The 24060-nt window shown below is 38.8% G+C and carries 24 protein-coding genes and 1 riboswitch; of the genes, 17 read left to right on the top strand and 7 right to left on the bottom strand.

Translation table 11 applies throughout. The annotated features are described in order from the left end of the window. Nucleotides 1-413: 413 nt before the first annotated feature. On the bottom strand, nucleotides 414-785 hold the full coding sequence (locus MHB40_RS13930) for a hypothetical protein (protein WP_243456230.1): 372 nt from the start codon (nucleotides 783-785) through the stop codon (nucleotides 414-416). A 192-nt stretch (nucleotides 786-977) separates the two neighbouring features. Between MHB40_RS13930 and MHB40_RS13925 the strand changes: the two genes are divergently transcribed. The 5 genes from MHB40_RS13925 (at nucleotide 978) to MHB40_RS13905 (ending at nucleotide 4932) form a co-directional block, all read left to right on the top strand. After that, the gene (locus tag MHB40_RS13925) at nucleotides 978-1481 is read left to right on the top strand and encodes an RNA polymerase sigma factor (RefSeq protein WP_066037741.1); all 504 of its coding nucleotides are present in this window, start codon (nucleotides 978-980) and stop codon (nucleotides 1479-1481) included. Further along, on the top strand, nucleotides 1471-2475 hold the full coding sequence (locus MHB40_RS13920; RefSeq protein WP_342532561.1) for an anti sigma factor C-terminal domain-containing protein: 1005 nt from the start codon (nucleotides 1471-1473) through the stop codon (nucleotides 2473-2475). Before MHB40_RS13925 ends, MHB40_RS13920 begins: the two co-directional genes overlap by 11 nt. 167 nt (nucleotides 2476-2642) lie before the next feature. After that, on the top strand, nucleotides 2643-3398 hold the full coding sequence (locus tag MHB40_RS13915) for an SDR family oxidoreductase (RefSeq protein ID WP_342532558.1): 756 nt from the start codon (nucleotides 2643-2645) through the stop codon (nucleotides 3396-3398). Between the two features lie 25 nt (nucleotides 3399-3423). Continuing rightward, nucleotides 3424-3858 carry a MarR family transcriptional regulator gene (locus MHB40_RS13910; protein ID WP_243456226.1) on the top strand — a complete coding sequence of 145 codons (435 nt, stop codon included), beginning with the start codon at nucleotides 3424-3426 and terminating at the stop codon, nucleotides 3856-3858. Between the two features lie 300 nt (nucleotides 3859-4158). Further along, the gene (locus MHB40_RS13905) at nucleotides 4159-4932 is read left to right on the top strand and encodes an IclR family transcriptional regulator (protein ID WP_004230566.1); all 774 of its coding nucleotides are present in this window, start codon (nucleotides 4159-4161) and stop codon (nucleotides 4930-4932) included. 607 nt (nucleotides 4933-5539) lie between these two features. Here MHB40_RS13905 and MHB40_RS13900 read toward each other — a convergent pair. Continuing rightward, nucleotides 5540-6742: an aminotransferase class V-fold PLP-dependent enzyme gene (locus MHB40_RS13900; RefSeq protein WP_342440755.1), complete on the bottom strand. Its 1203-nt coding sequence runs from the start codon at nucleotides 6740-6742 to the stop codon at nucleotides 5540-5542. A 14-nt stretch (nucleotides 6743-6756) separates the two neighbouring features. After that, nucleotides 6757-7845 (bottom strand): Xaa-Pro peptidase family protein, encoded by a 1089-nt coding sequence (locus MHB40_RS13895; protein WP_342532557.1) that lies wholly within the window; start codon nucleotides 7843-7845, stop codon nucleotides 6757-6759. Nucleotides 7846-8141: 296 nt separating this feature from the next. Here MHB40_RS13895 and MHB40_RS13890 point away from each other — a divergent pair, with 296 nt between their 5' ends. The 3 genes from MHB40_RS13890 to lepB all read left to right on the top strand — a co-directional run bounded on the left by MHB40_RS13890 (nucleotide 8142) and on the right by lepB (nucleotide 10248). After that, nucleotides 8142-9080, top strand: a complete 939-nt coding sequence (locus MHB40_RS13890; protein WP_205443995.1) for an LCP family protein — start codon at nucleotides 8142-8144, stop codon at nucleotides 9078-9080. A 348-nt stretch (nucleotides 9081-9428) separates the two neighbouring features. Further along, on the top strand, nucleotides 9429-9539 hold the full coding sequence (locus tag MHB40_RS13885) for a hypothetical protein (protein WP_016995537.1): 111 nt from the start codon (nucleotides 9429-9431) through the stop codon (nucleotides 9537-9539). A 148-nt stretch (nucleotides 9540-9687) separates the two neighbouring features. Further along, nucleotides 9688-10248, top strand: a complete 561-nt coding sequence (lepB, locus tag MHB40_RS13880) for a signal peptidase I (RefSeq protein ID WP_342440752.1) — start codon at nucleotides 9688-9690, stop codon at nucleotides 10246-10248. 34 nt (nucleotides 10249-10282) lie between these two features. On the opposite strand, the gene MHB40_RS13875 is transcribed toward lepB, so the two are convergent. Then, nucleotides 10283-10486 carry a hypothetical protein gene (locus MHB40_RS13875; RefSeq protein WP_342440751.1) on the bottom strand — a complete coding sequence of 68 codons (204 nt, stop codon included), beginning with the start codon at nucleotides 10484-10486 and terminating at the stop codon, nucleotides 10283-10285. Between the two features lie 160 nt (nucleotides 10487-10646). Next, nucleotides 10647-10746, top strand: a riboswitch (purine riboswitch). 73 nt (nucleotides 10747-10819) lie between these two features. Here MHB40_RS13875 and MHB40_RS13870 point away from each other — a divergent pair. Together MHB40_RS13870 and MHB40_RS13865 are read left to right on the top strand one after the other, a co-directional pair. After that, on the top strand, nucleotides 10820-12010 hold the full coding sequence (locus MHB40_RS13870; RefSeq protein WP_342532555.1) for an MFS transporter: 1191 nt from the start codon (nucleotides 10820-10822) through the stop codon (nucleotides 12008-12010). 254 nt (nucleotides 12011-12264) lie between these two features. Continuing rightward, nucleotides 12265-14871 carry a cation-translocating P-type ATPase gene (locus tag MHB40_RS13865; RefSeq protein WP_342532554.1) on the top strand — a complete coding sequence of 869 codons (2607 nt, stop codon included), beginning with the start codon at nucleotides 12265-12267 and terminating at the stop codon, nucleotides 14869-14871. A gap of 47 nt (nucleotides 14872-14918) precedes the next feature. On the opposite strand, the gene MHB40_RS13860 is transcribed toward MHB40_RS13865, so the two are convergent. Together MHB40_RS13860 and MHB40_RS13855 are read right to left on the bottom strand one after the other, a co-directional pair. Beyond that, entirely contained in the window at nucleotides 14919-15401 is a 483-nt protein-coding gene (locus tag MHB40_RS13860) for a DUF3231 family protein (protein ID WP_243456224.1), read from the bottom strand. Nucleotides 15402-15498: 97 nt separating this feature from the next. Then, nucleotides 15499-16197 (bottom strand): cupin domain-containing protein, encoded by a 699-nt coding sequence (locus tag MHB40_RS13855; RefSeq protein ID WP_342532552.1) that lies wholly within the window; start codon nucleotides 16195-16197, stop codon nucleotides 15499-15501. A gap of 202 nt (nucleotides 16198-16399) precedes the next feature. Here MHB40_RS13855 and MHB40_RS13850 point away from each other — a divergent pair, with 202 nt between their 5' ends. From MHB40_RS13850 to MHB40_RS13835, 4 genes are read left to right on the top strand one after another with little or no spacing between them, the layout of a single operon-like run. Continuing rightward, nucleotides 16400-16621, top strand: coding sequence for a transcriptional regulator (locus MHB40_RS13850; protein ID WP_205443991.1), 222 nt, complete (start codon nucleotides 16400-16402; stop codon nucleotides 16619-16621). Continuing rightward, nucleotides 16618-17877, top strand: a complete 1260-nt coding sequence (locus tag MHB40_RS13845; RefSeq protein ID WP_342532551.1) for a UV damage repair protein UvrX — start codon at nucleotides 16618-16620, stop codon at nucleotides 17875-17877. Before MHB40_RS13850 ends, MHB40_RS13845 begins: the two co-directional genes overlap by 4 nt. Nucleotides 17878-17888: 11 nt before the next feature. Then, nucleotides 17889-18224, top strand: a complete 336-nt coding sequence (locus MHB40_RS13840; RefSeq protein WP_205443988.1) for a YolD-like family protein — start codon at nucleotides 17889-17891, stop codon at nucleotides 18222-18224. After that, entirely contained in the window at nucleotides 18208-18561 is a 354-nt protein-coding gene (locus MHB40_RS13835) for an aconitate hydratase (RefSeq protein WP_342440747.1), read from the top strand. The genes MHB40_RS13840 and MHB40_RS13835 overlap by 17 nt, the downstream gene beginning before the upstream one ends. A 191-nt stretch (nucleotides 18562-18752) precedes the next feature. On the opposite strand, the gene MHB40_RS13830 is transcribed toward MHB40_RS13835, so the two are convergent. Next, a complete protein-coding gene (locus tag MHB40_RS13830; protein WP_342440746.1) occupies nucleotides 18753-18965 on the bottom strand; it encodes a hypothetical protein in 213 nt (70 codons plus the stop codon). Nucleotides 18966-19472: 507 nt separating this feature from the next. On the opposite strand from MHB40_RS13830, the gene MHB40_RS13825 reads away from it, so the two are divergent. The 3 genes from MHB40_RS13825 to MHB40_RS13815 all read left to right on the top strand — a co-directional run bounded on the left by MHB40_RS13825 (nucleotide 19473) and on the right by MHB40_RS13815 (nucleotide 24053). Next, on the top strand, nucleotides 19473-20426 hold the full coding sequence (locus MHB40_RS13825) for an AraC family transcriptional regulator (protein WP_342440745.1): 954 nt from the start codon (nucleotides 19473-19475) through the stop codon (nucleotides 20424-20426). Between the two features lie 112 nt (nucleotides 20427-20538). Continuing rightward, on the top strand, nucleotides 20539-22314 hold the full coding sequence (locus MHB40_RS13820) for an ABC transporter ATP-binding protein (protein WP_342440744.1): 1776 nt from the start codon (nucleotides 20539-20541) through the stop codon (nucleotides 22312-22314). Further along, a complete protein-coding gene (locus tag MHB40_RS13815; RefSeq protein WP_342440743.1) occupies nucleotides 22308-24053 on the top strand; it encodes an ABC transporter ATP-binding protein in 1746 nt (581 codons plus the stop codon). Before MHB40_RS13820 ends, MHB40_RS13815 begins: the two co-directional genes overlap by 7 nt. Nucleotides 24054-24060 lie beyond the last annotated feature (7 nt).

Genomic DNA, 24060 nt, shown 5'->3' with positions numbered 1-24060 from the left:
AGCCTTCCACTTCAACCCACTGACTTTTTAGCAAAGGTTTTCAAATAAAGTGAAGGTGCTCACTACTCTTTATGAAGAGGTGTTGTCACGCATCACTTCTCCACATTGAAAATAAGAGCCTATCCTCTCTCTAAGAATACAAATAATAGGCTATTTAATTGCTAAGCTACTTTGAAAATTTGCAGAATGGTTGATTGGAGTGGAGCCAGCGTCACTCCTAGGGGATTTAGCGTCACAGAGGAGACCCTGAGAGAACGGAAGTGAGGGAAGCGGCTCATCAGACGCCCTCTGGAAAGGACGCCTGCGAAACGGAAATCAACCCCTCGCCTTGCCAAGTTGCTTTTTCTGCCGTTGACATCATCTTTTTTCAACAACAGGAAAGCCCCGCTTCAACTGAAGCGGGGCTTTCCTATTTATCTTACATATTTAAAGACATTGACAAAGAATAACAGAACGGACAGTGCTACAGCAATGCCACCACCAGATACGAAAAGCTCAAATAACCAGCGTGGTACATCCCAATACACCATCATCATGCCAACAAAAAGGAATGGTAAACCGAGATTGTAAAGCCAGAACTGTGCTTTGGCAAGACCTGTCTCCGCAGCATCTTTATAAGTCGAATAAATTAAACCAATGAATCCAGTAGTCAGCCAACCTACCACACCAATATGAGCATGTGTCGCCTTCCATTGAAGTTGAACCGTATAATGCATAAACAGGCCAAAAGCAAAAACAATCAATAAATAAAAGACTGAAACCTTTATCCATTTAGCACCCATCATCCACAACTCCTTTCTTGAAAGTGATTTTAGCTAGCTGCTACAGTATATTCTTGTCAAATAAAAAAGATGCTTGTATGTATTTGAAAATAAATGTAGTTTGTTTTCGGTAAACTAAAATATTTAATGGGAACTTTTTGTAATATGTAAACTTTTCATGGCGTTCTGCGTTGTATAGGCAGAAGGGAGGTGGACATGGTAAAGCAATCAATGAATGCGTTTCTACAGCAAGCAGGAACGCTGCTATATCGTTATTTGAGAAAACGTGGGTTAGCCCATGAGGATGCAGAAGATATCGTCCAAGATACATGTTATAAATTTTTATTACATAAAAATGGAATTCAGTCAGACAAAGTAATGAGCTGGTTATATCGTGTAGCAACCAATCAATTTTATGATCTCAAGAGAAAAGAAACACGTCATCCAACAACAGAATTAGAGGAAGTTCAATTGACTTCATTCATTCATATTCCTGAGATCCAGATGCTAAAAAAAGAAAAATTAAAGGACATACAGAACACACTCGAAACGCTATCCATCTTGCATCAGGAATTATTAATCCTGAAATATGAGCTGGGATTATCGTATAAGGAAATTTCAGCCTTGATGAATAAGAATGAAAACACACTAAAAACGCATGTCAGACGTGCTAGGGAAGAATTTACTGAACGATTTAAGGAGGATATTCATGATGAATAAAGAAGAAAATGAATTTTTGTTTGATGATAAACAAACGAAAAAAATAATGAGAAGGGCAAGGTTTTGGTCAACAGTCAAAATGATTGGGATTACATTGGTCGTTACACCCATTGTGCTAATAGCCTTATGGTATGGGCTGAGGACTTTATCGTTAAATAGTGCTCAAAAAGTAATGGATGATATTCATTTATTTAACGAAATAAGTGCGCCCAATGTTCAAATTAGTAATCAGGTTTATGACGATCATTTGCTTGGAGGAAAAATAACAACAACAACCTATAAGGTGCTTGGAGAACAGCATCGACCCTATATTTGGAAGCCTATCGAAAGTGATTATAATCTATTTGGAACGCTTACATTCACTTCCTTTCCTAGCTCCATCCAAATAGAAGGTTCAGAATCACTGGCAGAAACACATCAATTCGAACGGTTTAATGACTACACGGGTGATCGAGAAATGTTTTTTTATCACCCTAAAATTGCATACAATCATTATAAAGATAATATTAGTGAACTGAATCAATTGGAGAAAAATACTTTAGTAGAATTAGCTATTTCTTTTGATAATGCCTATCGTTTTGATGACATTAAAAGCAAGCTACCGCCTGAAGTGCAAGTAGATTGGTGGTGGGTGGATGCCTATACAGATGATACGCTAGATTTTTTTAAGCAAGGACAGCATACGATTGCAGCTAATCATCCGTACATTTACGGCTTCCAATCAGAGCAATCCAAACCAAAACCCCGACGTTCTTCAAACGACGAGGTTGACACCTTTATTCGAAACATTGAGCTACTTCGTAAAGGCAAGAACTTTGAGTGGGAAACAAACCAGGTTTATCAAGCTTTAATAGGGGAAAATGGAACCCTGGAGAAAAGTGATGTGAAAATAACCGGGGCGGTAGTAACTGGTACACCAGAGCAATTGCAGTCATTACAAGGACAACCATACATTAAAGGGTCTATATTTGGTGTAATATCAAATCAGAAATAGAGGGCTTGAAAAAAGTAATCGGCACGATCCTGCAGGAAAGGTCAATTTTAGAAAAGCTTATTTTGGATTAACCAGAATAGGCTTTTTTATCTGAAGTAATTTTGTTTATCTATAAATAGTTTAATTTTAAACTATTTATAGATAAACAAGAAGGAGATGTTGTTGCAATGGGTAAACTACAAAACAAAGTAGTCATCATTACTGGAGGTGCAGGTGGTATTGGTAGTGGAATGGCAAAAGCTATGGTAAAGGAAGGGGCGATTGTCACAATTGTGGACTTAAATGCAGAAGCAGGCGAGGCAATGGCAAAAGAATTACAAGAAATGTCTCCACAGTCTATGTTTTTACAGGCTAATCTAATGGAACGCGATGAATTATCAAAAATTATTGATACAGTCGTAGAAAAATACGGTAAACTAGATGTGCTAGTTAATAACGCTCATGCTGCTAAACAAGTTACAATAGAAGAAACTACACAAGCAGATCTTGACTTGTCATTTGGCACAGGTTTTTATCCAACCTTCTATTTAATGCAAGCAGCACTACCGCATTTAAAAGAAACAAAGGGTAATATTATTAACTTTGCATCTGGAGCAGGCATTCAAGGTCATGAAACACAGGCAGCTTATGCCGCTGCTAAGGAAGCCATTCGCGGCATTTCACGTGTTGCCGCAAATGAATGGGGACGTTTTGGTATTAATGTCAATATCATTAGTCCGCTTGCTGACTCACCAGGTGTACAGGCATGGGCAAAAGCACAGCCAGAATATTATGAAGCGGTTAGAAGTAAAATCCCACTAGGTCGTTTTGGTGATATTGAGCAAGATATCGGCCGTGTAGCTGTTTTCTTAGCTTCTGACGATTCCCAATACATCACAGGTCAAACGATTATGGTGGATGGGGGTTCACTAATGCTTCATTAATGCTCGGCGTTTGAGGAGGATTTTTTTGAAACAGACAAATATTTTTAAACTGATTCATATGATTGAGCAGGTGAATAATGCCAATATTATACGTTTTACAAAAGCGTTTCCATATCCTTTAGGAATTTCACCGATTTTAGTTTTAAACGAGCTACATGGCAAAGGCCCGCAAAAACAAGCAGAATTAGCCGAAACGATCGGCTATACAAAAGGTGCTATGACGAGCATTGCTGAAAAGTTGGTCAAGCTTGGATTAGCAGAAAGACTGTATGATCCATCCGACCGTCGCACGATTCGCTTACAAATTACAGTTGAGGGTCAAAGTGCTTTAGCAAAGGCTCAATCCATCGGGAAAGAGGTCTTTGTACAGCTTTTTGACGTATTAGATGATGAGGAAATTGCCCAATACTTACGGATTCAAGAAAAATTAGTACAGGGTATCCAGCAGAAAAATGAGTAGCTAATAGTAATGTGAAAAATCAACGCTCCTTTTAAGAGGTGGGTTGATTTTTTATTGGATAGAATACGCAAACTGGCGGATAAAACTCAATATGTGACGGATAGAATGAGGATTCTGGTGGATAGCCTTCTATTTTTGCTGGATAGCTACGCTCTATGCAATTTGGATGACCCTATTAACTGCTTGAATACAATAATTCATTTAAAATCTAATTGTAAAATAGTTGAATTTATTGAAAATTGTCCGGCTTCATTTTATAATCAAAATACGGTTCTATTATAGAGACATTTGAGGTGTAAAATGACATTAAAAACATTAGATAACTCCTTGGAGGTTCTGAAATATTTTAATAAGGAAAATCCTACATGGGGTGTACGTGAGCTAGCGAAAGAGATGGATATTAGTCACTCGATTATTTATCGAATTTTAGCGACCTTCGAAAAACAAGGCTTTCTTATTCAAAATCCTGAGACAAAAAAATATGAATTGGGGCTTCGCTTTCTAGAATATGGTCAGATGGTTAAAGATAAATTAAATCTTTCTGACTTTGTTTTACCAATTATGATAAACCTTGCAGATACCATCAAAGAATCCGTATTTTTAACATGGCTAGATGGAACGGATGGTGTCACAGTGGAAATAGCTGAGAGCTCTCAAACCATTAAGTTTTCGGTGTCGATTGGCACGCGGACACCGCTACATATTGGGGCATCTTGTAAAGTCATCATGGCTTATCTACCTGAAGAGAGAAAAAAGGAGATCATGGAGCATGGGATGAAAAGATTAACTCCTGAAACGATTACTGACCCTGATGAAATGCTAGCTGATTTAGAAAAAATACAACAGCAAGGTTGGTGCTTTTCGACGGGAGAATATTCTCACTCGGTATTTGGGCTAGGTGTACCTCTTTTTAATAGTAAAAAAGAAGTGATTGCCTCTTTAACAATTGCTGGCCCTATTTATCGTAAGCCGACAGAGGAGAAGTTACCTGAAATGGTGAATGTTCTTCAATACGGAGCAATGAATATTCAACGTTATTTCGATCAATACAGCTTTAAATTGTATCATGAATAAGCATGAAAAAGAGGCTCAAGATAGTTAATGTCTATCTTGAGCCTCATGTTGTTGCAAAAAGATGATGTCAACGGCAGAAAAAGCAACTTTGCAAGGTGGAGAGGTTGATTTCTGTTCCGCCAGCGTCCTTTCCAGGGGGCGTCCGATGAGCCGCTTCACTCACTTCCGTTCGCTCCAGGGTCTCCTCTGTGACGCTGGCTCCACTCCAATCAAACATTCTGCAAAAGTGGCTTTTCCTTATCTTTCATACTAGCTAGCCGTAGTAATCAAATTAGCCTATTATTTGTATGATTAGAGAAAGGATAGACTCTTAATTTCATTGCGAAGAAGTGATGAGTGTCAAAAGCCCTCCATAAAATGGGTAGTGAAGACCTTCACTTTATTTGAAAACCTTTGCTAAAAAGTTAACATTTTGTAGGTTGGAGTGGAGGGCTACTTGACTCCCGTGGGATAGCGAGACAGACGAGCCCCTGCACGAGCGGGAGCGGAGGAAGCGGCTCGGCGCTCGCCCACAGGAAAGCAAGTAGCCTGTAACGGAAACCATTTTCACCTTTCACAAAAATTCTATGGATGGTTTTGTTTTTCAACACTAAGAGGCTCAAGATAGTTAATGTCTATCTTGAGCCTTTGTTTGGATGTCTTTTATGATGGACACAGCCGTGTCGATTTCTTCAAACGTATTAAAATAGTGTGGCGAAAAACGGGCCATTTTAGTAATTTGATTGCGTTCCATAATGGTATTCGCCATAAATGTGCCCGCTTCAATGATGACCCCACGTTCTGCTAAAGCATTGGTTAGCTCATCTGGTGACAGCCCTTCAATATTAAACGGTGTAATCGATAATCGATAAGCATTATTTTGCGGGCCATATAAGACAATGCCTGGAATCGTTGCAAGCTGTTCAATTAAATAGTTTGTTAGCTGTTGTACGCGTTCATATATGTGATGGATACCAATATTGTTCGCATAATCAATAGCTGCCCCTAGTCCGAAAATACTGGGAATGATCGGACAACCTGGCTCAAAACGTTTAGCTGTTTCTAAAAAAGAATAGGCATTGTTCTGATAATCCCACTGGGTGCTGCCCCAGCCAATCATAATAGGCGTCAATGTTGGAATGAGCGCTTCTCGTACGTATAAAATACCTGATCCTTCAGGGCCGCGTAGCCATTTTCGCCCACATGCAACTAGAAAGTCACAGCCAAGTTCGGCAACATTCATTGGTGTTAAACCAAGTGTTTGATTGGCATTAATCAAGGTTAGCACATTGTGTTGCTGGGCTAGCTGACATATTTCTTTGGCGGGCTGGAGTGCGCCAGCAGCATTGGACATATGGGCAAAGGCAATCAATCTCGTTTGAGGGGTGATAAGTAGCTCAAGCGCTTGTAAATCTACCATATATTCATCATTCGTTTTTAACACTTTCAGCTGAACCCCATGTTGCTGAAGGGCAAGCCAAGGCACGTAGTTACTCAACATTTCTGTGTCGAGTACTATGACCTCATCTCCCCGTTTCCATTGCATGCCCCCAGCGACATAATTAATAGCCACTGAACCGTTTGGCACAAAGGCAATTTCCTCTTTTATTGCGCCGATAAACAATGCGGCTTTCTCTCGAATACGCTCTACTTGAGCATACGTTTCTTGACGAAAAGAGGGCAAGTAGGGACCAATACTTGCTTGTTTTTGGAGATAGCTCGTCATTTCATCCACTACTGGCTGTGGCATGGCAGATGCAGCAGCTGTGTTTAGATAAATACAGTGTTCAAGTAGCGGCATATCCTGTTGTATTTTCCTCATGTCTATCATTGTACACACCAACCTTATAAAATGATTAATTCTTTCGAATAGGTCATTAAATTTTCGTAACCATCTTCTGTGACAATTAAATTATCCTCGATACGAACACCAGCAACATCCTGCACATAGATACCTGGCTCCACAGTAAAGGCCATGCCTGGCTTTAACACTAGTTGATTACGTTGCATCATATAAGGCTCTTCATGTGCGCTTAAACCAATGCCGTGGCCAAGTCGATGTGTGAAATAATCGCCATAGCCAGCATCGCAAATAATGCCTCTTGCCAGATCATCGATGGCATGAGCTGTCATACCTGGTTTTATGGCTACTATGGCCGTTTCATTTGCTTGCTTCACAATGCTGTAAATCGTTTTTAGCGTTGGAGAAACTTCTCCTAAAGCAACCGTTCTGGTCATATCCGCCACATAGCCCTTATAAATAGCACCAAAATCTATGACGATTAATTCGCCTGTCTCTATTTTTTTCGTGCTTGCTCTACCATGAGGAAGCGCACCTCGATAACCCGAAGCAACAATAGTCCCAAAAGGTGTTCCTTCTGATCCGCGTCGTCTCATTTCATATTCTAATTGGGCTGCGACTTCCATTTCTGAAATACCTGCTTGAATAATTGGTAATGTGGCTGCTAGACTTTCTTCGACAATCTGTACAGCCTGACGCATGAGGGCTATTTCATGTTCATCTTTTTCCATACGTATATCACGAATGGATGCTCCGATATCACATAAATTGTCATATGTAAGGTTTTCGATAGCCTTCTGTTCCTTCACGCGCATGGCGTCATATTCAATACCAAGTGTCTGCGCTATTCCTAATTCTTTTTTTAGTTGCTGGATGGCCTGTGTAGGTCCTTCTTCATCTGAATAGGATAAGATTGTCCCACCATTACTCAAGTCTACTTTTGTTAATTCTACTTGTGGAACGAGAAAATATAATTGATTATGAGCGGTGATAGCCACTACTGTTAAGCGTTCACTTTGCTTTAACTGAAGGCCTGTAAAATAATACATGTTTGACCCTGGCACTAGTACCGCTACATCAATCGACTGTTGCTGCATACGGGAAACGAGCTGCTCTCTTCTTTTTTGAAACATTGAGTGATTCCTCCTAAATAAAATTGTTTCTATTATAGAGACGTTGTATCTTGAAAATAGTATATATCAACAATAATGAATTTTCAATAAATTAAGATAGCACCATTTTGATAGAAGGGGATGAATGTAAAAGGAAGATAATTGACAAATGAGGGAATAGTATGCTGTAAAATTAGTAAATACTAGTGTACGTCTTTTTTTCGTTCATTATGCATATAAGTAGACTAGATAAACTTTTTTCCAACTTAATACGTCAAAAAGAGGGGCAAAATTGTTAAGCAAGAAAGGACTTATGTATGGAAAAAAATATGAAACGCTCAAAAGAGAAAAAGAGCAAGAAAAAATTATGGCTGTGGATTGTTGGTAGCCTATTAGCAATTTTTTTGATTTTTATAGGTACTGCCTACTTTACCATCCAAAAAACTATGAATAAAATAAATACACCACTTATTCAAACAACAGATGCAGCACAACCAGAAGAAAAAACAGTGATTAAAAAAGATCCATTTTCGGTTCTGATGCTTGGGGTCGATGAACGAAAAGATGATAGTGGTCGTTCCGATACTATGATTGTAATCACTGTGAATCCTGAAAAACAGACAATGAAAATGCTTAGTATACCCCGTGATACACGAACAGAAATTGTTGGTCATGACACAGTAGATAAGATTAATCATGCCTATGCCTTTGGGGGCGTCCCAATGGCTGTGGATACGGTCGAAAATTTTTTAAATATACCCATTGATTATTATGTGTTTATTAATATGGAGGGCTTTTTACAAATTATTGACACGCTGGGTGGCGTAACAATCGATAATGATATGGATTTAACCTATGACGAATACCATTATCCAAAGGGAGAAATCACATTAGATGGTAATGAGGCCCTTATTTTTTCTCGTATTCGTTATGAAGATCCACGAGGTGATTTTGGACGCCAAATTCGACAACGCCAAATCATTGAAGCGGTGATGAAAAAAGCCTCCACACCATCAACATTATTAAAGGCAACCGATATGCTGAATGTACTAGGCGACAATGTTCGCATGAATTTCTCTGTGAAGGACCTTATTCAGCTACAAAGTATTTATAAAAAAATGGATAAGGATATTGAGCAGTTATCGTTTGAAGAGGGGGATGGGGAAAGGATTAACCGCATTTGGTACTACATTCCCAATGAGGCTGAGCTTCAAAAAATACAAACAGATTTAAAAAACCATTTACAAAGCAAGTAAGCAAGTTGCTTACAATATGTCGCATACGAGTTGTAAACTTTTTGGCCACGAAGGGAGGGAGATGAATGAATGGGAGGACCCAGGTGCTGAGGTATACAGCGCTGAATCATTGCATGCAAAGCTATGTACCTAAACGTAAAGTGCGAAAAAATCCAGTCCAATCAGCGGTAAGAGGCCTACAAGTATTGTGTTTAAAATTGTTTATGTAAGGGATAAAAAATCATTCAGGTAGGGTGCATGCCTAGTTGAATGATTTTTTTGCTGTTATCCATCATTTTTCGATATTTCTTGAAATATCTGAAAATTTGGTGTATACTGACATTAGAAATGGTTAAAGGAGTGATTGTGATGATTATAGGCACAATTTTATTAGCATTTGCATTACCAGTTGGTATCGTATTAGCAGTAGATTTATTAAACGAGCAGCATCACTCTGCTACACAAACTAACCATTCATAACGGTGAAACAACAAAATAGCAATTTCTAGACAATGTTACTTTGTAGCCTTGTCTATTTTTCTATGAATAGGAAACAATTTGTGTGATTCATTCGTCAATAATAGTGAGAAAATGTTATACTATTAAAAAACAGTATCGGGGAATGAGCATGCAAGAGGAAAAAACATCCAATCTAAAAAAAGAAATACTATCCTACATCAAAATTATTGTCATTACAGCTGTTGTTGTTTTTGGCTGTAAGCAATTTTTATTTGCGCCGATTAAAGTGCAAGGAGCATCGATGTACCCGACTTACCATGATAAGGATATTATTATTGTAAGTAAAACAAGTAAAATCGAGCGTTTCGATCAAATTGTTTTCCAATCACCTGTTGAGGATGAGTTATATATTAAGCGTGTCATTGGTCTTCCAGGGGATAAAGTGGAAATGAAAGACGATGTATTGTATGTCAATGGCAAAGCATACAAAGAAGATTATGTTAACCGTCAAACGGATGATCCTAATCAATTACGCATTACGGAAAACTTTACATTGGAACAATTAGTAAATGAAAAAGAAGTGCCAAAGGGCATGTATTTTGTGCTTGGTGACAATCGTCTAAAAAGTAGTGACAGTCGCCATTATGGTTTAATTTCAGAGGATGCAGTTTACGGTGAATCAAAATTAATACTATATCCATTTAGTCATTTTCATATTGGTTCAAAATGATGAAAAAGAGGTCACTCCATTGAGTAGCCTCTTTTTAATTTTGGGGTAAATCGGTACAGCTTTTATAAGTGGGATAATAGACACAAATCTTTGAATTTTCAACGGTTTCCTTGATGGGCGATGGCTTACTTTTCATTGGAGATTGCATTGCTGGTTCTTCATTTGTGAACGCTTCTTCTACTAATTCTACGCCATAAAATAGTATTAAAAAATAGCAGACAAATCCTACTATACGCAAACAATCACCTCGTAAAATAGTTATTGTATGTTATTATATATGGTCAAATTCGTCGAAATATAAGCAGAAAATCGAAATTTTCTCTCGATGAAAAGATTGTTAGATGTAAAAAACTCTATAAAAAAAAGTTATTGTCAATGAAATTTTGATGTGCTACTATAGCTAAAGTAAATATTTGATCTGTATAACCTCAATAATATGGATTGAGGGTCTCTACCAGGAACCATAAAATCCTGACTACAAAACTTTGCTTTATTTTTGTAGTCAGGATTTTTTATTTTGTTTTAAAACAATCTCCTACAAAAATGAGCGTGTAACGAAGGGGAGATTACGATGAATTGGAGAGTTTATATTCTTGCTGTGACTACCTTTGCAGTAGGGTTAGTTGAATTAATTGTTGGTGGCATACTGCCAAATATTGCAGAGGATTTAGATGTATCTTTAGCGACAGCGGGGCAATTAATTACTATTTTTGCACTAGTTTATGCAATTTCTGCGCCAGTCCTACTATCCCTGACAGCCAAGGTGGAACGGAAGCGCTTATTCCTTATTTCTTTATTTATTTTCACGTTAGGGAATCTCATGACTTTCTTTAGTACAACGTTCATCATTGTGCTAATTGCACGTATTTTCACAGCCATGAGTACAGCGTTAGTGATTGTTTTATCATTAACGATTACAACCAAAATCGTAGAGCCTCGCCATCGTGCTAAAGCACTTGGGCTTGTTTTTATGGGCGTAAGTTCTGCGCTTGTGATCGGTGTGCCAATGGGTATTTTTATTACAGAGGCGTTTGGCTGGCGAGCTGTATTTTTAGGTATTAGTGTACTGTCAACGATTTCAATGATATTAATTGCCTTATTACTTGAAAAAATGCCAATTGGAGAAGTAGTGCCACTCAAGGCGCAAATCAAATCTCTGGCGAATTTAAAAATCCTGACAGCGCAGTTAACTACCTTGTTTATGCTAGCTGGTCATTACATGCTCTATGCTTATTTAACACCATTTTTAGTAGAGGCATTTGATATGAGTGCTTCATGGATTAGTATTTGTTACTTAATCTTTGGTATTGCCTCTGTTAGCGGGAATGCTGTAGGTGGCTGGATCAGTGATAAAATTGGCACAAGTAAAGCCATTATTTTAATTGTCTCGGCCTTCGCCATTGTCTTATTCAGTATTCCTTATACAATTATTGCCTTACCACTGTTTTTAGTGTTTACGGTTTTATGGGGTGCGTTGAGCTGGGCATTGACACCGCCATTACAAAATTATTTAATTCAGGCGGATCCTCAATCATCCGATATTCAGCAAAGCTTAAATACAGCTGCCCTGCAAATTGGTATTTCTATCGGATCAGCAGTTGGTGGCGCAATGTTTGCCTGGACAGGATCCGTTATGCACTTAGCTAGCTTCGGTACGATTCTAGTTCTCTGTGCTTTAGGCTGTGCCATCTTCTCTATTAAAAGAGCACCACTTGGACAGGAGCAGCACGTAGATTATCAATCAGCACAACATAACTCATAATAGAACAACAGCCATGAAAGGTATTGGGAAAGCCATCCCAATACCTTTTTAATTGGTTTGCATGAATCTATTTTCATACGCTTTCCAAAATTAAATTCTCTATGGTTTCTTAGCATACTCTAATTACCTATGGAATAGATTGTTGTAGTTAATGAATTTTACAGATTTGAGGAGTTTGAGATTTTAAGAGCGAATATTATTTTCAAGAAAAATAGTAGGAGACCTTCATCTCTTGTAAATGGAAGGAGAACCCAATGAATGAATATCATCAACAATCATCTGCTGAAGTCATGAAGATATTGAACGTCACCACACAAGGTTTGACTGATGATGACGTCCAAAAAAGGCAACAGGTCTATGGCTATAATGTATTAGAGGAAGGGAAAAAAACAAGTACGTTGGCTGTTTTCATGGGCCAATTTAAAGATTTATTGGTCATCATTTTACTCGTTGCTGCCATTGTTTCCTTTCTACTAGGAGAAGTAGAAAGCACCATTGTGATCATGATTGTGGTTATTTTAAATGCCATTTTAGGTACAGTGCAGCATGTCAAGGCAGAACAGTCACTAGATAATCTGAAAGCATTGACCTCTCCCATTGCCAAGGTCATGCGCAATAATCAACTAGTAGAAATTTCTTCTGAAGAAATTGTAGTAGGAGACCTTCTGATGTTGGAGGCAGGAGACTATATCAATGCAGATGGCAGACTACTAGAAAGCCATAATTTACACATCAACGAAAGCTCTCTTACAGGCGAATCGATAGCTGTGGCCAAAAGTACAGACCCTATTCGAAAAAACAATATCACCATTGCGGATAAGAAAAATATGGTGTACTCAGGAAGCTTTGTGACCAATGGACGTGGCATCGTGATGGTTACGGCAATCGGGATGCAGACGGAAATCGGAAAAATTGCGAATTTACTCGATACAGCCAAGGAAAAGAAAACACCGTTACAGATTAGCCTTGACCAATTCGGTGAAAAATTAGCATTAGGGATTACGCTGATTTGTTTAGCGATTTTTACGATTGACCTTATTCGAGGACGAGCCTTAGTGGAATCCTTTATGTTTGCCGTATCTCTTGCTGTTGCGGCTATTCCAGAGGCTTTGAGCTCCATTGTGACCATCGTATTAGCTTTTGGCACCCAAAAGATGGCGAAGGAAAATGCGATCATTCGCAAGCTGTATGCTGTTGAAAGCTTAGGGAGTGTATCGGTCATTTGTTCTGATAAAACAGGTACTTTAACAGAAAATAAAATGGTGGTACAGGAAGTTTTTGTAGACCAGAAGAAGATTCCCCATGATTGGCTTAATCCAACGAACCCAGTGGAAAAAGAGCTAATGGTAAAAGCCCTTTTATGTAGTGATGCTGTAGAGCGTGAGCAGAAAGAAATCGGCGATCCTACAGAAATTGCGCTCGTGAAATTGGGGAAACAGTATGGTTTAGATGAATTGAATATCCGCGAGCAATATCCACGCCTGGCTGAAATTCCATTTGATTCGACGAGGAAGCTCATGAGCACTGTCAATCAGATGGATAAGCAACCCGTCATGATTACCAAAGGGGCTTTAGATGTACTCTTGCCAAAAGTGACACGAATCAAAACATCAACAGGCATTTTTGAGATGACCCCGCAGCATCGTCAGAAAATCGAGGCGATGAATCGTGATTTTTCTATGAATGGCTTAAGGGTGTTAGCCATTGCTTATAAGGAGGTATTGCCTCTACAAAAAGTCGATACAAGAGCGGAACGAGATTTAATCTTTGTGGGCTTAGTGGCAATGATGGACCCGCCAAGAAAAGAATCAAAAGAGGCTGTGGAAAGCTGTATAAAAGCAGGTATTAAGCCCGTCATGATTACAGGGGACCATAAAATTACAGCAACGGCTATTGCCGAACAAATTGGTATTTTACAAAATCCAGCAGAAGCGATAGAAGGACATGCACTCGAGGGTCTAACCGATCAAGAGCTACAAGATAAAGTACATGATTATTCTGTGTATGCTCGTGTTACACCAGCCCAAAAAATCCGTATTGTTAAAGCATGGCAGGATAAAGGGCATGTTGTCGCCATGACAGGGGATGGTGTCAATGACGGCCCTGCTCTGAAACAAGCAGATATTGGGGTAGCTATGGGCGTGACGGGCACGGAGGTTGCAAAAGATGCCTCGTCCATGATTTTAACTGATGATAATTTTTCAACGATTGTTAAAGCAATCGCCAATGGCCGTAGCATCTATACAAATATAAAAAATGCCATTCTGTTCTTATTATCTGGAAATGCAGGCGCTATTTTTGTCGTGTTGTATGCAACGGTTCTGGGCTTACCTGTTCCTTTTGCACCTGTCCATCTATTATTCATCAACTTATTAACAGATAGTCTGCCAGCTATCGCCATCGGTTTAGAGCCAAATAATAAGAAAACAATGAAGGACAAGCCTAGAAACATTCATACCCCTTTATTAAATAAAGCCTTTACCACACAAGTCGTGCTTGAAGGGATATTAATCGCCATTTCCACCATTATTGCGTTTCAAATCGGTTTATCGACAGGCGATACGTTAACAGCGAGCACGATGGCCTTTACAACACTATGCTTATCAAGGTTAGTGCATGGCTTTAATTCTCGATCCAAACAATCCATTTTTGCTATTGGTGTATTTTCGAATAAATATACGTGGTTTGCCTTTATCATTGGTGTGCTAAGTTTACACATTGTTTTATTTATGCCAATGCTTACAACGGTCTTTGAGGTAGCTCCATTAACATTAGCACAGCTAGGTTTTATTTATAGCCTATCGGTGTTACCATTCCTAGTCAATCAATGGTATAAGCTACTGTTTGTGAGAAATCGATAATAGATAAAAAAAGAAGCTTCCGTTAGGTAATAAACGGAGGCTTCTTTTTAGCGTGGAGAGGCTAATAACCAGCCTTTACTCTTACTTAGGTCAATCAATTTCGCTCCAAGTAGGGCATAACGCATATGGAGTTCACCATACTTGGTTAGATGTGTTTTCTTTACTGCCAGTTCTAAAGCTTGGCTTACGGCAATCAAAGAGGAGGCAATATTCATCGATAAAATAGCACTAATTTCGCTATCATTAATGAAAGATTTTCCACGGATATCCGTTATTTTCATTTTGCTGTACTCTATCGAGGCTGTTGGTGCTAGCACACCGTTTTCCTTTAATAGCAGTGTTAGCTGTTTATTTTCTTCTTTTAAACATTGAATAAATTCCAATGTTAGGATTTTTAAGTTTTTATCACGCGTATGCTTAAAAAAAGCATGGCTTGAAGCAATATAGCCTTGATTGACACCGAGCTGTGACCAAAGCTTAAAAATCTCCTTAAATCGTAATGATGCTAGATTTTCATTTATCATTGTCATCCTGACACTTCCTAACTCTTAGTTTGATTTAAGATTAGGATGGAGCAGTAAATGACATTCTATTCATCTTTTACAATAAAAAATGAATAAGAGGTCGCTAATAGTAGGTGCCATAAGGATACGTATGAGGGTAACGATATGGATAAGGGTATGGACATGGTTTCATATATTGCTGTGGCATGGTTGGTTTATAAGGGGCTTGATCGGTTGCTGATTTGACACGATTGCAGCCTTTTGCTGGTCCAATATAAGTTGTAGGAACAATCGGTGCAATAGTTTTCTTCCATTGCTCTTCATCTAAACAATACGTATGGGCCATAATATTGGCTGGTGTGAATTTTAAGATATCAGAGCCTAAAATGACCTCTGGCGTTGGCGCATCAAAAATAGCGAGTAGATGTGTGTTATCTTCTGTTGCTACCTCATAATGCCACCAGCCCTGTGGTATATTGGCAACTTGCCCAGGCTTGATGGGATAGTTTTGAATTTTCTTGGTAAAGGGATTCAATAGAGAAACCGTTGCTGCTCCTGCAATACAATAGACAAGCTCGGCTGCATTTTGATGGTAATGTGGCTCGATGACATTGTCTTTACTTAAAAAAATATCAAGCAAAGATGTATTTTCTAATGTATTTAATTGTTCCACACCGAGAATATTAATGTAATTTCGGGAGTCTTTTTTAAAAAGCGTACTTTTATTGACATCAAACGTGAACGCTGCAGAAGGGGAGCTATAATCGATATTTGAGCTGATACTTACATCCTTTCTCATGTAAATTGAGCTATTCATCATCATAGATTATGTTTTAAGGGCTTCTAGACTTACACAAATGCCTAGATGCCGCTAGCATCTGTCTGGATAAAAATTAGCTAAAATTACCACTTCTATTTAAGAACGTATGTGCGTATAATGAAAACACAAACGTTTGTTCTTAGTTGTGAAAAACTCTGTTCAACATGTAACGCACGTAAACAGAGTCAGTAAAGGAGCATTCAACATGAAAGAACAGTTAATAAAAGCCATGCACCGTCACCAAATCGTCCACATGATGTATATAGCGAAATCAGGTGCCATTACAAAAAGGCGCGTGAAAATCATCAACATCACAGGTGATTCCTTTACCGCCTTTTGCTTTACAAGGCTAGCGAAGCGTACGTTTCTTATTAACAATGTTCTAGCACTTCTGCCTATTTTACAGCGAGAGTCTGAGGTCATATGAATTACGACGACTTCCCACAAAGAGATATTTTTTGTATTGATATGAAATGTTTTTATGCGAGCTGTATCGCTATGCTAGAAGGGCTAGATGTTCTGACAGATCCGATTGCCGTCATCGGTAATTTTGAGCAACCAGGCAGTATTGTTCTGGCTGCTTCCCCGATGATGAAAGAAAAATTTAACATTAAAACAGGGAATCGACGTTATGAAATTCCCCAACACCCAGATATTAAGCTGTTTGAGCCAAAAATGTCCTTTTTTCTAGAGATGTCCATGGCCATTACGCGTCTGATTGCACAATATGTCCCTCCAGAGGCGATCCATGTTTATAGTGTGGATGAAAGCTTTGTAGATCTAACGGGAACAGAGCAACTTTGGGGCTCACCTGAGCAGGTAGCCAAATTGATTCAGGAAGATATCTATGAAAAGTTTCGCATTCCGTCCGCCATTGGCATGGGACCAAATATGCTGATGGCTAAATTAGCGTTAGATCTAGAGGCAAAAAAGTCAGGCTTTGCCAAATGGACCTATGCAGATGTGCCACCAAAGCTTTGGCCAGTACGTTCTTTATCTGATATGTGGGGGATTGGTAAACAGATGGCAGCCAATTTAAATGCGATGGGCATCCAAACAGTCGGTGGATTAGCCCATGCCGATTTAGCCGAATTAGAAAAGCATTTTGGTATTATGGGCAATCAATACTATTACCATGCATGGGGCATTGATCTCTCCACATTGGGGGAGCCACTAGTGAACAATGCGGCATTAAGCTTTGGGAAGGGCCAAATGCTGATGAAGGATTATCACACACGAAAGGATATTGCGGTTGTGCTGTTAGAAATGTGTGAGGATGTGATGCGACGTACACGAGAAGCGGGGTATGTAGGGCGGACTGTTAGCTTGGGGCTCTCTTATAGTCGCAATGCGATGACAAAAGGGTTCCATCGCTCAAGAACCATCGAAAGTCCAACTAATGAGACCCTTGTCATGTATCAGACATGTCTGGCCTTACTAGATGAGCATTTTGCGGGTGAGCCAGCACGTCAATTATCGGTTAGACTGACAAACCTAGAGCCAGAGCGTAGTATTCAACTTGATTTATTTGATGAGCGGAGGGAACAACGACAGGTCATTGGTCATGTCATGGATGCGATTCGCAGAAAATATGGAGTGGTGGCCTTATTACGCGCAGCCTCCTATACAAACGCTGGTACGGCTATTTCACGGAATCGCTTAGTTGGCGGGCATTTAGCATAAGGAGTGAAAAAATGATAAGAGATAGAGGAACGATGAAATGGACAGCGATGATGCTACCAGAGCATTTAATGCTTTTGAAGGCGTGGAAACAAGAGATGTTGACAGAGTCACCTCGGGAACATGCTGAATGGGAGCTTGAAGAACTACAGCAAACAATCACACGAGCATTCGTACAGCATAACTATATTATGTTAACTATATGGGAACATGGTAACTATGTGCAATGGGGAGGTACCATTCAAGCAATGAACGAGGAGCAGTTGCTACTTGAAACCATTACCACAACGAAGCATATTCCCTTAAGGTATATTTATGCTGCTCGTATAGAAGATGATGGCTGTGATTAATGGAGAGCAACGACGATTATTACATCAATATTTGCTGCTTGATTTAGCCGTGAAATCCTTGCAGCACGATCTGACAGTGGCAGAACATTTTAAGATGAAGCGTGTATTTTTACCTGCCATGGATGCCTTGTTAAAGCAGCTACACAAAGATTATTTTCAATTGAAACGTCAGCTCGCCCAACAAAAAATACGATTAGTTGGCTGGCACCGGATTGATGACTACTTTAGTGATGTGCAAGTGGCTACCGCAGGCAATGATGAGGTGCTACGCTATGCCAATCAAGCATTAAAAACCCAGGTGGAGGAGCTTATGAATAAACATCTACACAATGCCTAGGCTTATTACGTTTACCACGGAAAAGCCAAAAGCTGATGACAAGAATGGTCAGCTTTTGGCTGGCTTTATTTCTCGATAGGTTTCACATCCATTTGCTCAACAAGAAATTCATTCTTAGTACGATTGAATTGATAGGTGATACGAACATCGGCTACATAAATGAGTGAGAGGCCAATCGATGCGGGGATGTTTCACATGATTTTCTGATTTGCCACTGTATAAACGATCACGCCACCGAAAGCAAGTTGCGCTTGATTGACATCTGGTGCTGGATCAAAATCATAATCAAATGTAGATTCTTTTCCTTGCACTTTCATCGTAATCGCTAATGTGCCATCATTATTTTTAGTAATCGTTGATTCAATATGAGGTGCAACGATGTCTTCATAATGTTGGACGTTCATCTCCGAAAAATCCTCTACATTTACAACATGAATCGCATAGTGATTGAAGCCTGTCCCTCGTCCAGTTTGGCTAATAATAACAGCCTCTTCCTTATGATCATTTGTCAGATTCGTATAAAATAACTGGGGCTGAGTTCATGTATCAGGGATTGTCCAGTCAAAATTTTTCCGCTTACCATCGATATCCAACGTTACGCCTGTTAGTTCATTTTGAGCTTCATTCAGTGCATATAATTTCTTTGGAAACGGCAATCAATGGAGCCTCATACTTTGTCTCGAGCTGTGTTGAGACCTGTTCACTAGGAGCGTTTACTATCTCGTTTGGAACAGCAGCACTACATCCAACTAGTAGAGAAATCCCGAACAACCATATCCCCATCTCTTTTTTCAATGTCTAGAAGCTACCTTTTTTATAGCTGTTTGACTATATTATCGTATACAAACATGCCACATAGTAGTTGAATTCGTGAAGGAAAAACTTATATGCTATAAGGTGGAGGTGTAACGATGAAATTTGAAACGTTTCATAAAGTAAATTCGTTTAAGCCATCACATCAAGACAAAGGCTCTATTTATTTTGAGATGGTGGGTGAAAATAGAAAAGGAAGCATGTATTTTATCGAGGTGTTTGAGGGGATATCGGTTACATTTAATGATTTTGAGGCGGAAACATTTGATGAAAAAAGCTTTACACATTCTCCATTATTATCCCTGAACTACTGTCATGAGGGGCGAATAGAGTGTGACTCCAAAAAGGGCAAAAGGATTTTTTTAAACCCTAACCAAATCCTTGTGACATGGCTTAACGAAACATTTGAAGATTTTCATATTCCCTCTCTTTTTTTTAAAGGGATTACGGTCACAGTAGATGTTGAAAATTTAGGAGAAAGCACGCTAGAGGATCTATCTTCACATCGGATTGATTGGCAAAAAGTAATGGCAAATATAGAAAAAATAAAGTTTTGTGTAATGGATTGTTATTCAACACCTGTTCTTAGCTTATTTAAAGATTTAATGGACAGCCCATTAAAATATGATATCCCCTATTTGAAGATAAAAGTATTAGAAGCATTGTACATCATAGCCTCCTTACCATTAGAAAAATATATGATTTCATCTGACTATATAGAAAATAGACATTGCGAGATGATGAAAAAGGTGGCACATTATATTGTGAATCACCATGCTTCCCCTTTAACATTAAAAGACCTGTGTGAGGCATTTGATTTTAAAGAATCCTCTTTAAAGAAAAATTTTACATTAACCTATGGTATGTCGATTACAGCGTATCTTCAAAAATGTCGTGTGTATCAGGCAAGTCGCTTGCTTGCCACAACAAATGAGTCGATTTTAGAGATTGCTGAAAAGGTAGGCTATAAAAACCCGAGTAAATTTTCAGAAATATTTAAACGAGAAAAAGGGATGACCCCATTAGGCTATCGAAATCATCTTAAAGGCTAAATGGAGTAAAAATGACTGAATAGAGTAGAAGCGAAAAAGTTGAATATGCTAACGTATAATACAATTGATAATGATTATCAGTTGTATTTTTTGTTTTGAGGAGGGCATTCAAATGAAAGAGAATTGGGTGATGTATACATGGCAATTTACAGAAAATAATCGTCCACAAGTGATAACGGCCATTATGCTTGGCATCATGAGTATGTTCATGGGGATCATTCCGTATTTTGGGGTTTTTAAAATCCTCGATCATTTCTTCAATGGAACGATTACAATACCACATATTTTATTGTGGAGTACTCTTAGCATCATCAGCTTTGTGGCAAAACATGTCCTGTTTGGGTTTGCAACAACGATGGCCCACGATGCAGCGTATACGATTTTAGAAAATATTCGCTTACGTTTAACCGCTAAAATGACGAAATTGCCCTTGGGGAAAATGTTGAATGAGCGAATTGGTAAATTAAAGAACTTGGTCATTGATCAAGTAGAAACAATCGAATTGCCTTTATCTCATTTGATTCCAGAGGGGATATCGTATGCTTTATTACCCTTCACTATTTTTGTTTACTTATTCATGCTGGATTGGCGAATGGCCATTGTTTCCCTTATTACTATACCACTTGCCCTCATCCCATTTTTAGTGGCTTTAAAATCATTGAATAAAAATTATGGCCCTTATATGGAGGCCAGTCATGAGGTTAATAGTGTCCTTGTCGAATATTCGGAGGGATTAGAGGTCATCAAAACCTTCAATCAAACAAGCCAGTCTTATACAAAGTTTGAATCGGCTGTTGTGGATTTTAAAGCATATACGGTGAATTGGTTCACAAGTTCAATTAAAACGTTGAGCATGATTTCAGCGATTTTACCATCATCATTAATTGGTACCTTACCGCTAGGCCTATATTTATATACGATTGGTGAGCTTACACCAACAGCGTATATTTTATGTCTGCTCCTTTCAATCGGTATCATCGAACCACTCACAAAATTTGCGCTATTCACGAACCATGTCAAGCAAATTCAATATTCGGTAGAAATTGTCCAGCAATTTTTAACGCTTGAAGAATTACCGAATGTCACACAATCGGTATCATTGTCAGAACAACTATCTATTGAATTAAAAAATATATCGTTTCAATATGATGCTGACAAACCCGTTGTGGTAAAGGACATTCAGTTGACGATTCCAGAGGGGCAATTCATCGCCTTTGTGGGGCCATCAGGATCTGGTAAATCTACTGTAGCTAAATTAATCACTCGATTTTGGGACCCTACAAAGGGAGATATTTTTATTGGACACACCAATATCAAAAATATGCCACTAGATCAGCTGGCGGATACGATTAGCTTTGTGACGCAGGATAATTTCTTATTTAATGATACCTTGTTGGAAAACATTCGTTATGGCAATCCACAGGCAACAGATGAACAAGTCATAGGGGCAGCGAAAGCAGCCTGTTGCGATGAATTCATTCGATATTTTGATAAGGGCTATGAAACAACTGTTGGAGAGGCTGGTGGACGTCTGTCTGGTGGCGAACGGCAACGAATCGCATTGGCACGTGCCATATTAAAAGATGCACCAATTGTCATTTTGGATGAGGCGACAGCCTTTACAGATCCTGAAAATGAAGTGAAAATTCAACAATCTCTACGTCATTTAACCAAGAATAAAACGTTGATTGTCATCGCGCATCGTTTAACTACTGTGAAGGATGCAGATCACCTATATGTGTTGAATAATGGTGAAATTGTGGAGGAAGGACAGCATGAAGAATTATTACGTTTAGGCAAATGCTATCACAACATGTGGCATGCCCATATAAATGCGCAACAGATAGCAGTCCATCATGACGCGAAGGAGGTGAAGCCATCTTGCTGAAAACAATACAAAGAATGCTGTTATGGTGCGCCCCATTTAAAAAGCGTTTATATTTAGGTTTTTTCGTGTCGTTTATCCATTCATTTTTTGTAGCCATTCCGATTATTTTAGCAGGCTATGCCATGAATCTGATGCTAGAGCATATGCATGGGAAGCTAACGATTTCGACTACCCATTTTATGACCCTTTTTGCAGGGCTGATCGTTTCAGTTTTAGGCAGATATGGATGTACCTATTTACGAGCAGTCCTGCAAGATATGATTGCCTATGAAATAACAGCAGAAAAAAGGTTGACGATTGGTAGGAAGATGAAGCAGGTGCCTTTAAGCTTTTTTAAAAAGAATGATAAAGGGATGCTAACGTCTGCCATTTCAACAGATTTAGGATTTATTGAAATGCACAGTATCAAAATGCTCGATACGATTATCAATGGCTATTTGAGCTTGCTCGCTTTCATGATTGTACTGGCCTTCTATCATTGGCAAGTGATTTTTATTGCTATCATAGGCACGCTCATTTCACTTTATTTCTTAAATCAAATTGGCGTTAAAGCGCGTGAAAATGCCAGTGAATTTCAACGGGCTCGCGATATGATGACAGCTGCGACCCTTGAATTTATCAGAGGAATGGCCATTGTGAAGTCATTCAAATTACAGGGCTTAGCCAGTACATCCCTAAAAGAATCGTTTGAAAAGGCCAAGAAAATCAACATTAAAATCGAAAAGGATTTTGTTGTGCCTAACCAAATTCATCTAGCGGTTTTAAAAGTGACAACAATCGCTATTATTATAGCAGTCAGTTTACTATGCTATAACCATCAAATGGCCATACCTGAGATGGTGGTCTTTATAGTCTTTGCCTTTACGATGTTTCGAGGTGTAGAGGCAATGAATGATGCGATGCATATCTTAAAGGTGCTTGATGAAACGTTTGATAAATTAGACAGCCTTGAAGCGGTTGCTGCTATGGATGAGACAGGCAAAACCATCTCATTAAATAACTATGATATTGAATTTAAACATGTGTCATTTCGTTACGATGACACGCCTGTGCTTACAAACGTTGATTTTCTTATTCCACAGCAACAGACAACAGCGATTGTTGGACCATCAGGATCTGGTAAATCGACAATCTGTCACTTAATAGCGCGATTTTATGATGTGCAACAAGGAGAAATTTTCATTGGACACCAGCCAATTAAGGACATGACAACAGATTCACTATTAAGTCATATAAGTATTGTTTTTCAAAACGTCTACTTATTTAACGACACCATTATGAATAATATTCGTTTTGGGAAGCCAGATGCTACAGAAGAAGAAGTCTATGAAGCGGCTCGAAAGGCGCAATGCCATCAATTTATTATGAATTTACCAGACGGCTATCATACGCAAGTCGGTGAAGCAGGAGCAACATTATCAGGGGGTGAAAAGCAACGGATTTCCATTGCTCGTTCCATTGTGAAGGATGCACCCATTGTGATTTTAGATGAGGCCACTGCCAGTATGGACCCAGAAAATGAACATCTCATCCAAGAGGCCATCAATGAATTAGTCGCAGGAAAAACATTAATCATCATTGCGCATCGTTTAAAAACCATTGAGCAAGCAGACCAAATTCTAGTATTAGACAATGGGAAGCTCGTTCAAAAAGGAACACATCAGGAATTAATCAAAGAAATAGGTACTTATAAAAAATTAATGGATTGTCGTAAAGAAATGGAAGCATGGACACTTTAGGAGGATT

Source organism: Lysinibacillus sp. FSL K6-0057, from assembly GCF_038630885.1.
GTDB lineage: Bacteria > Bacillota > Bacilli > Bacillales_A > Planococcaceae > Lysinibacillus > Lysinibacillus fusiformis_F.
This window is presented reverse-complemented; position numbering and strand designations above follow the sequence as displayed.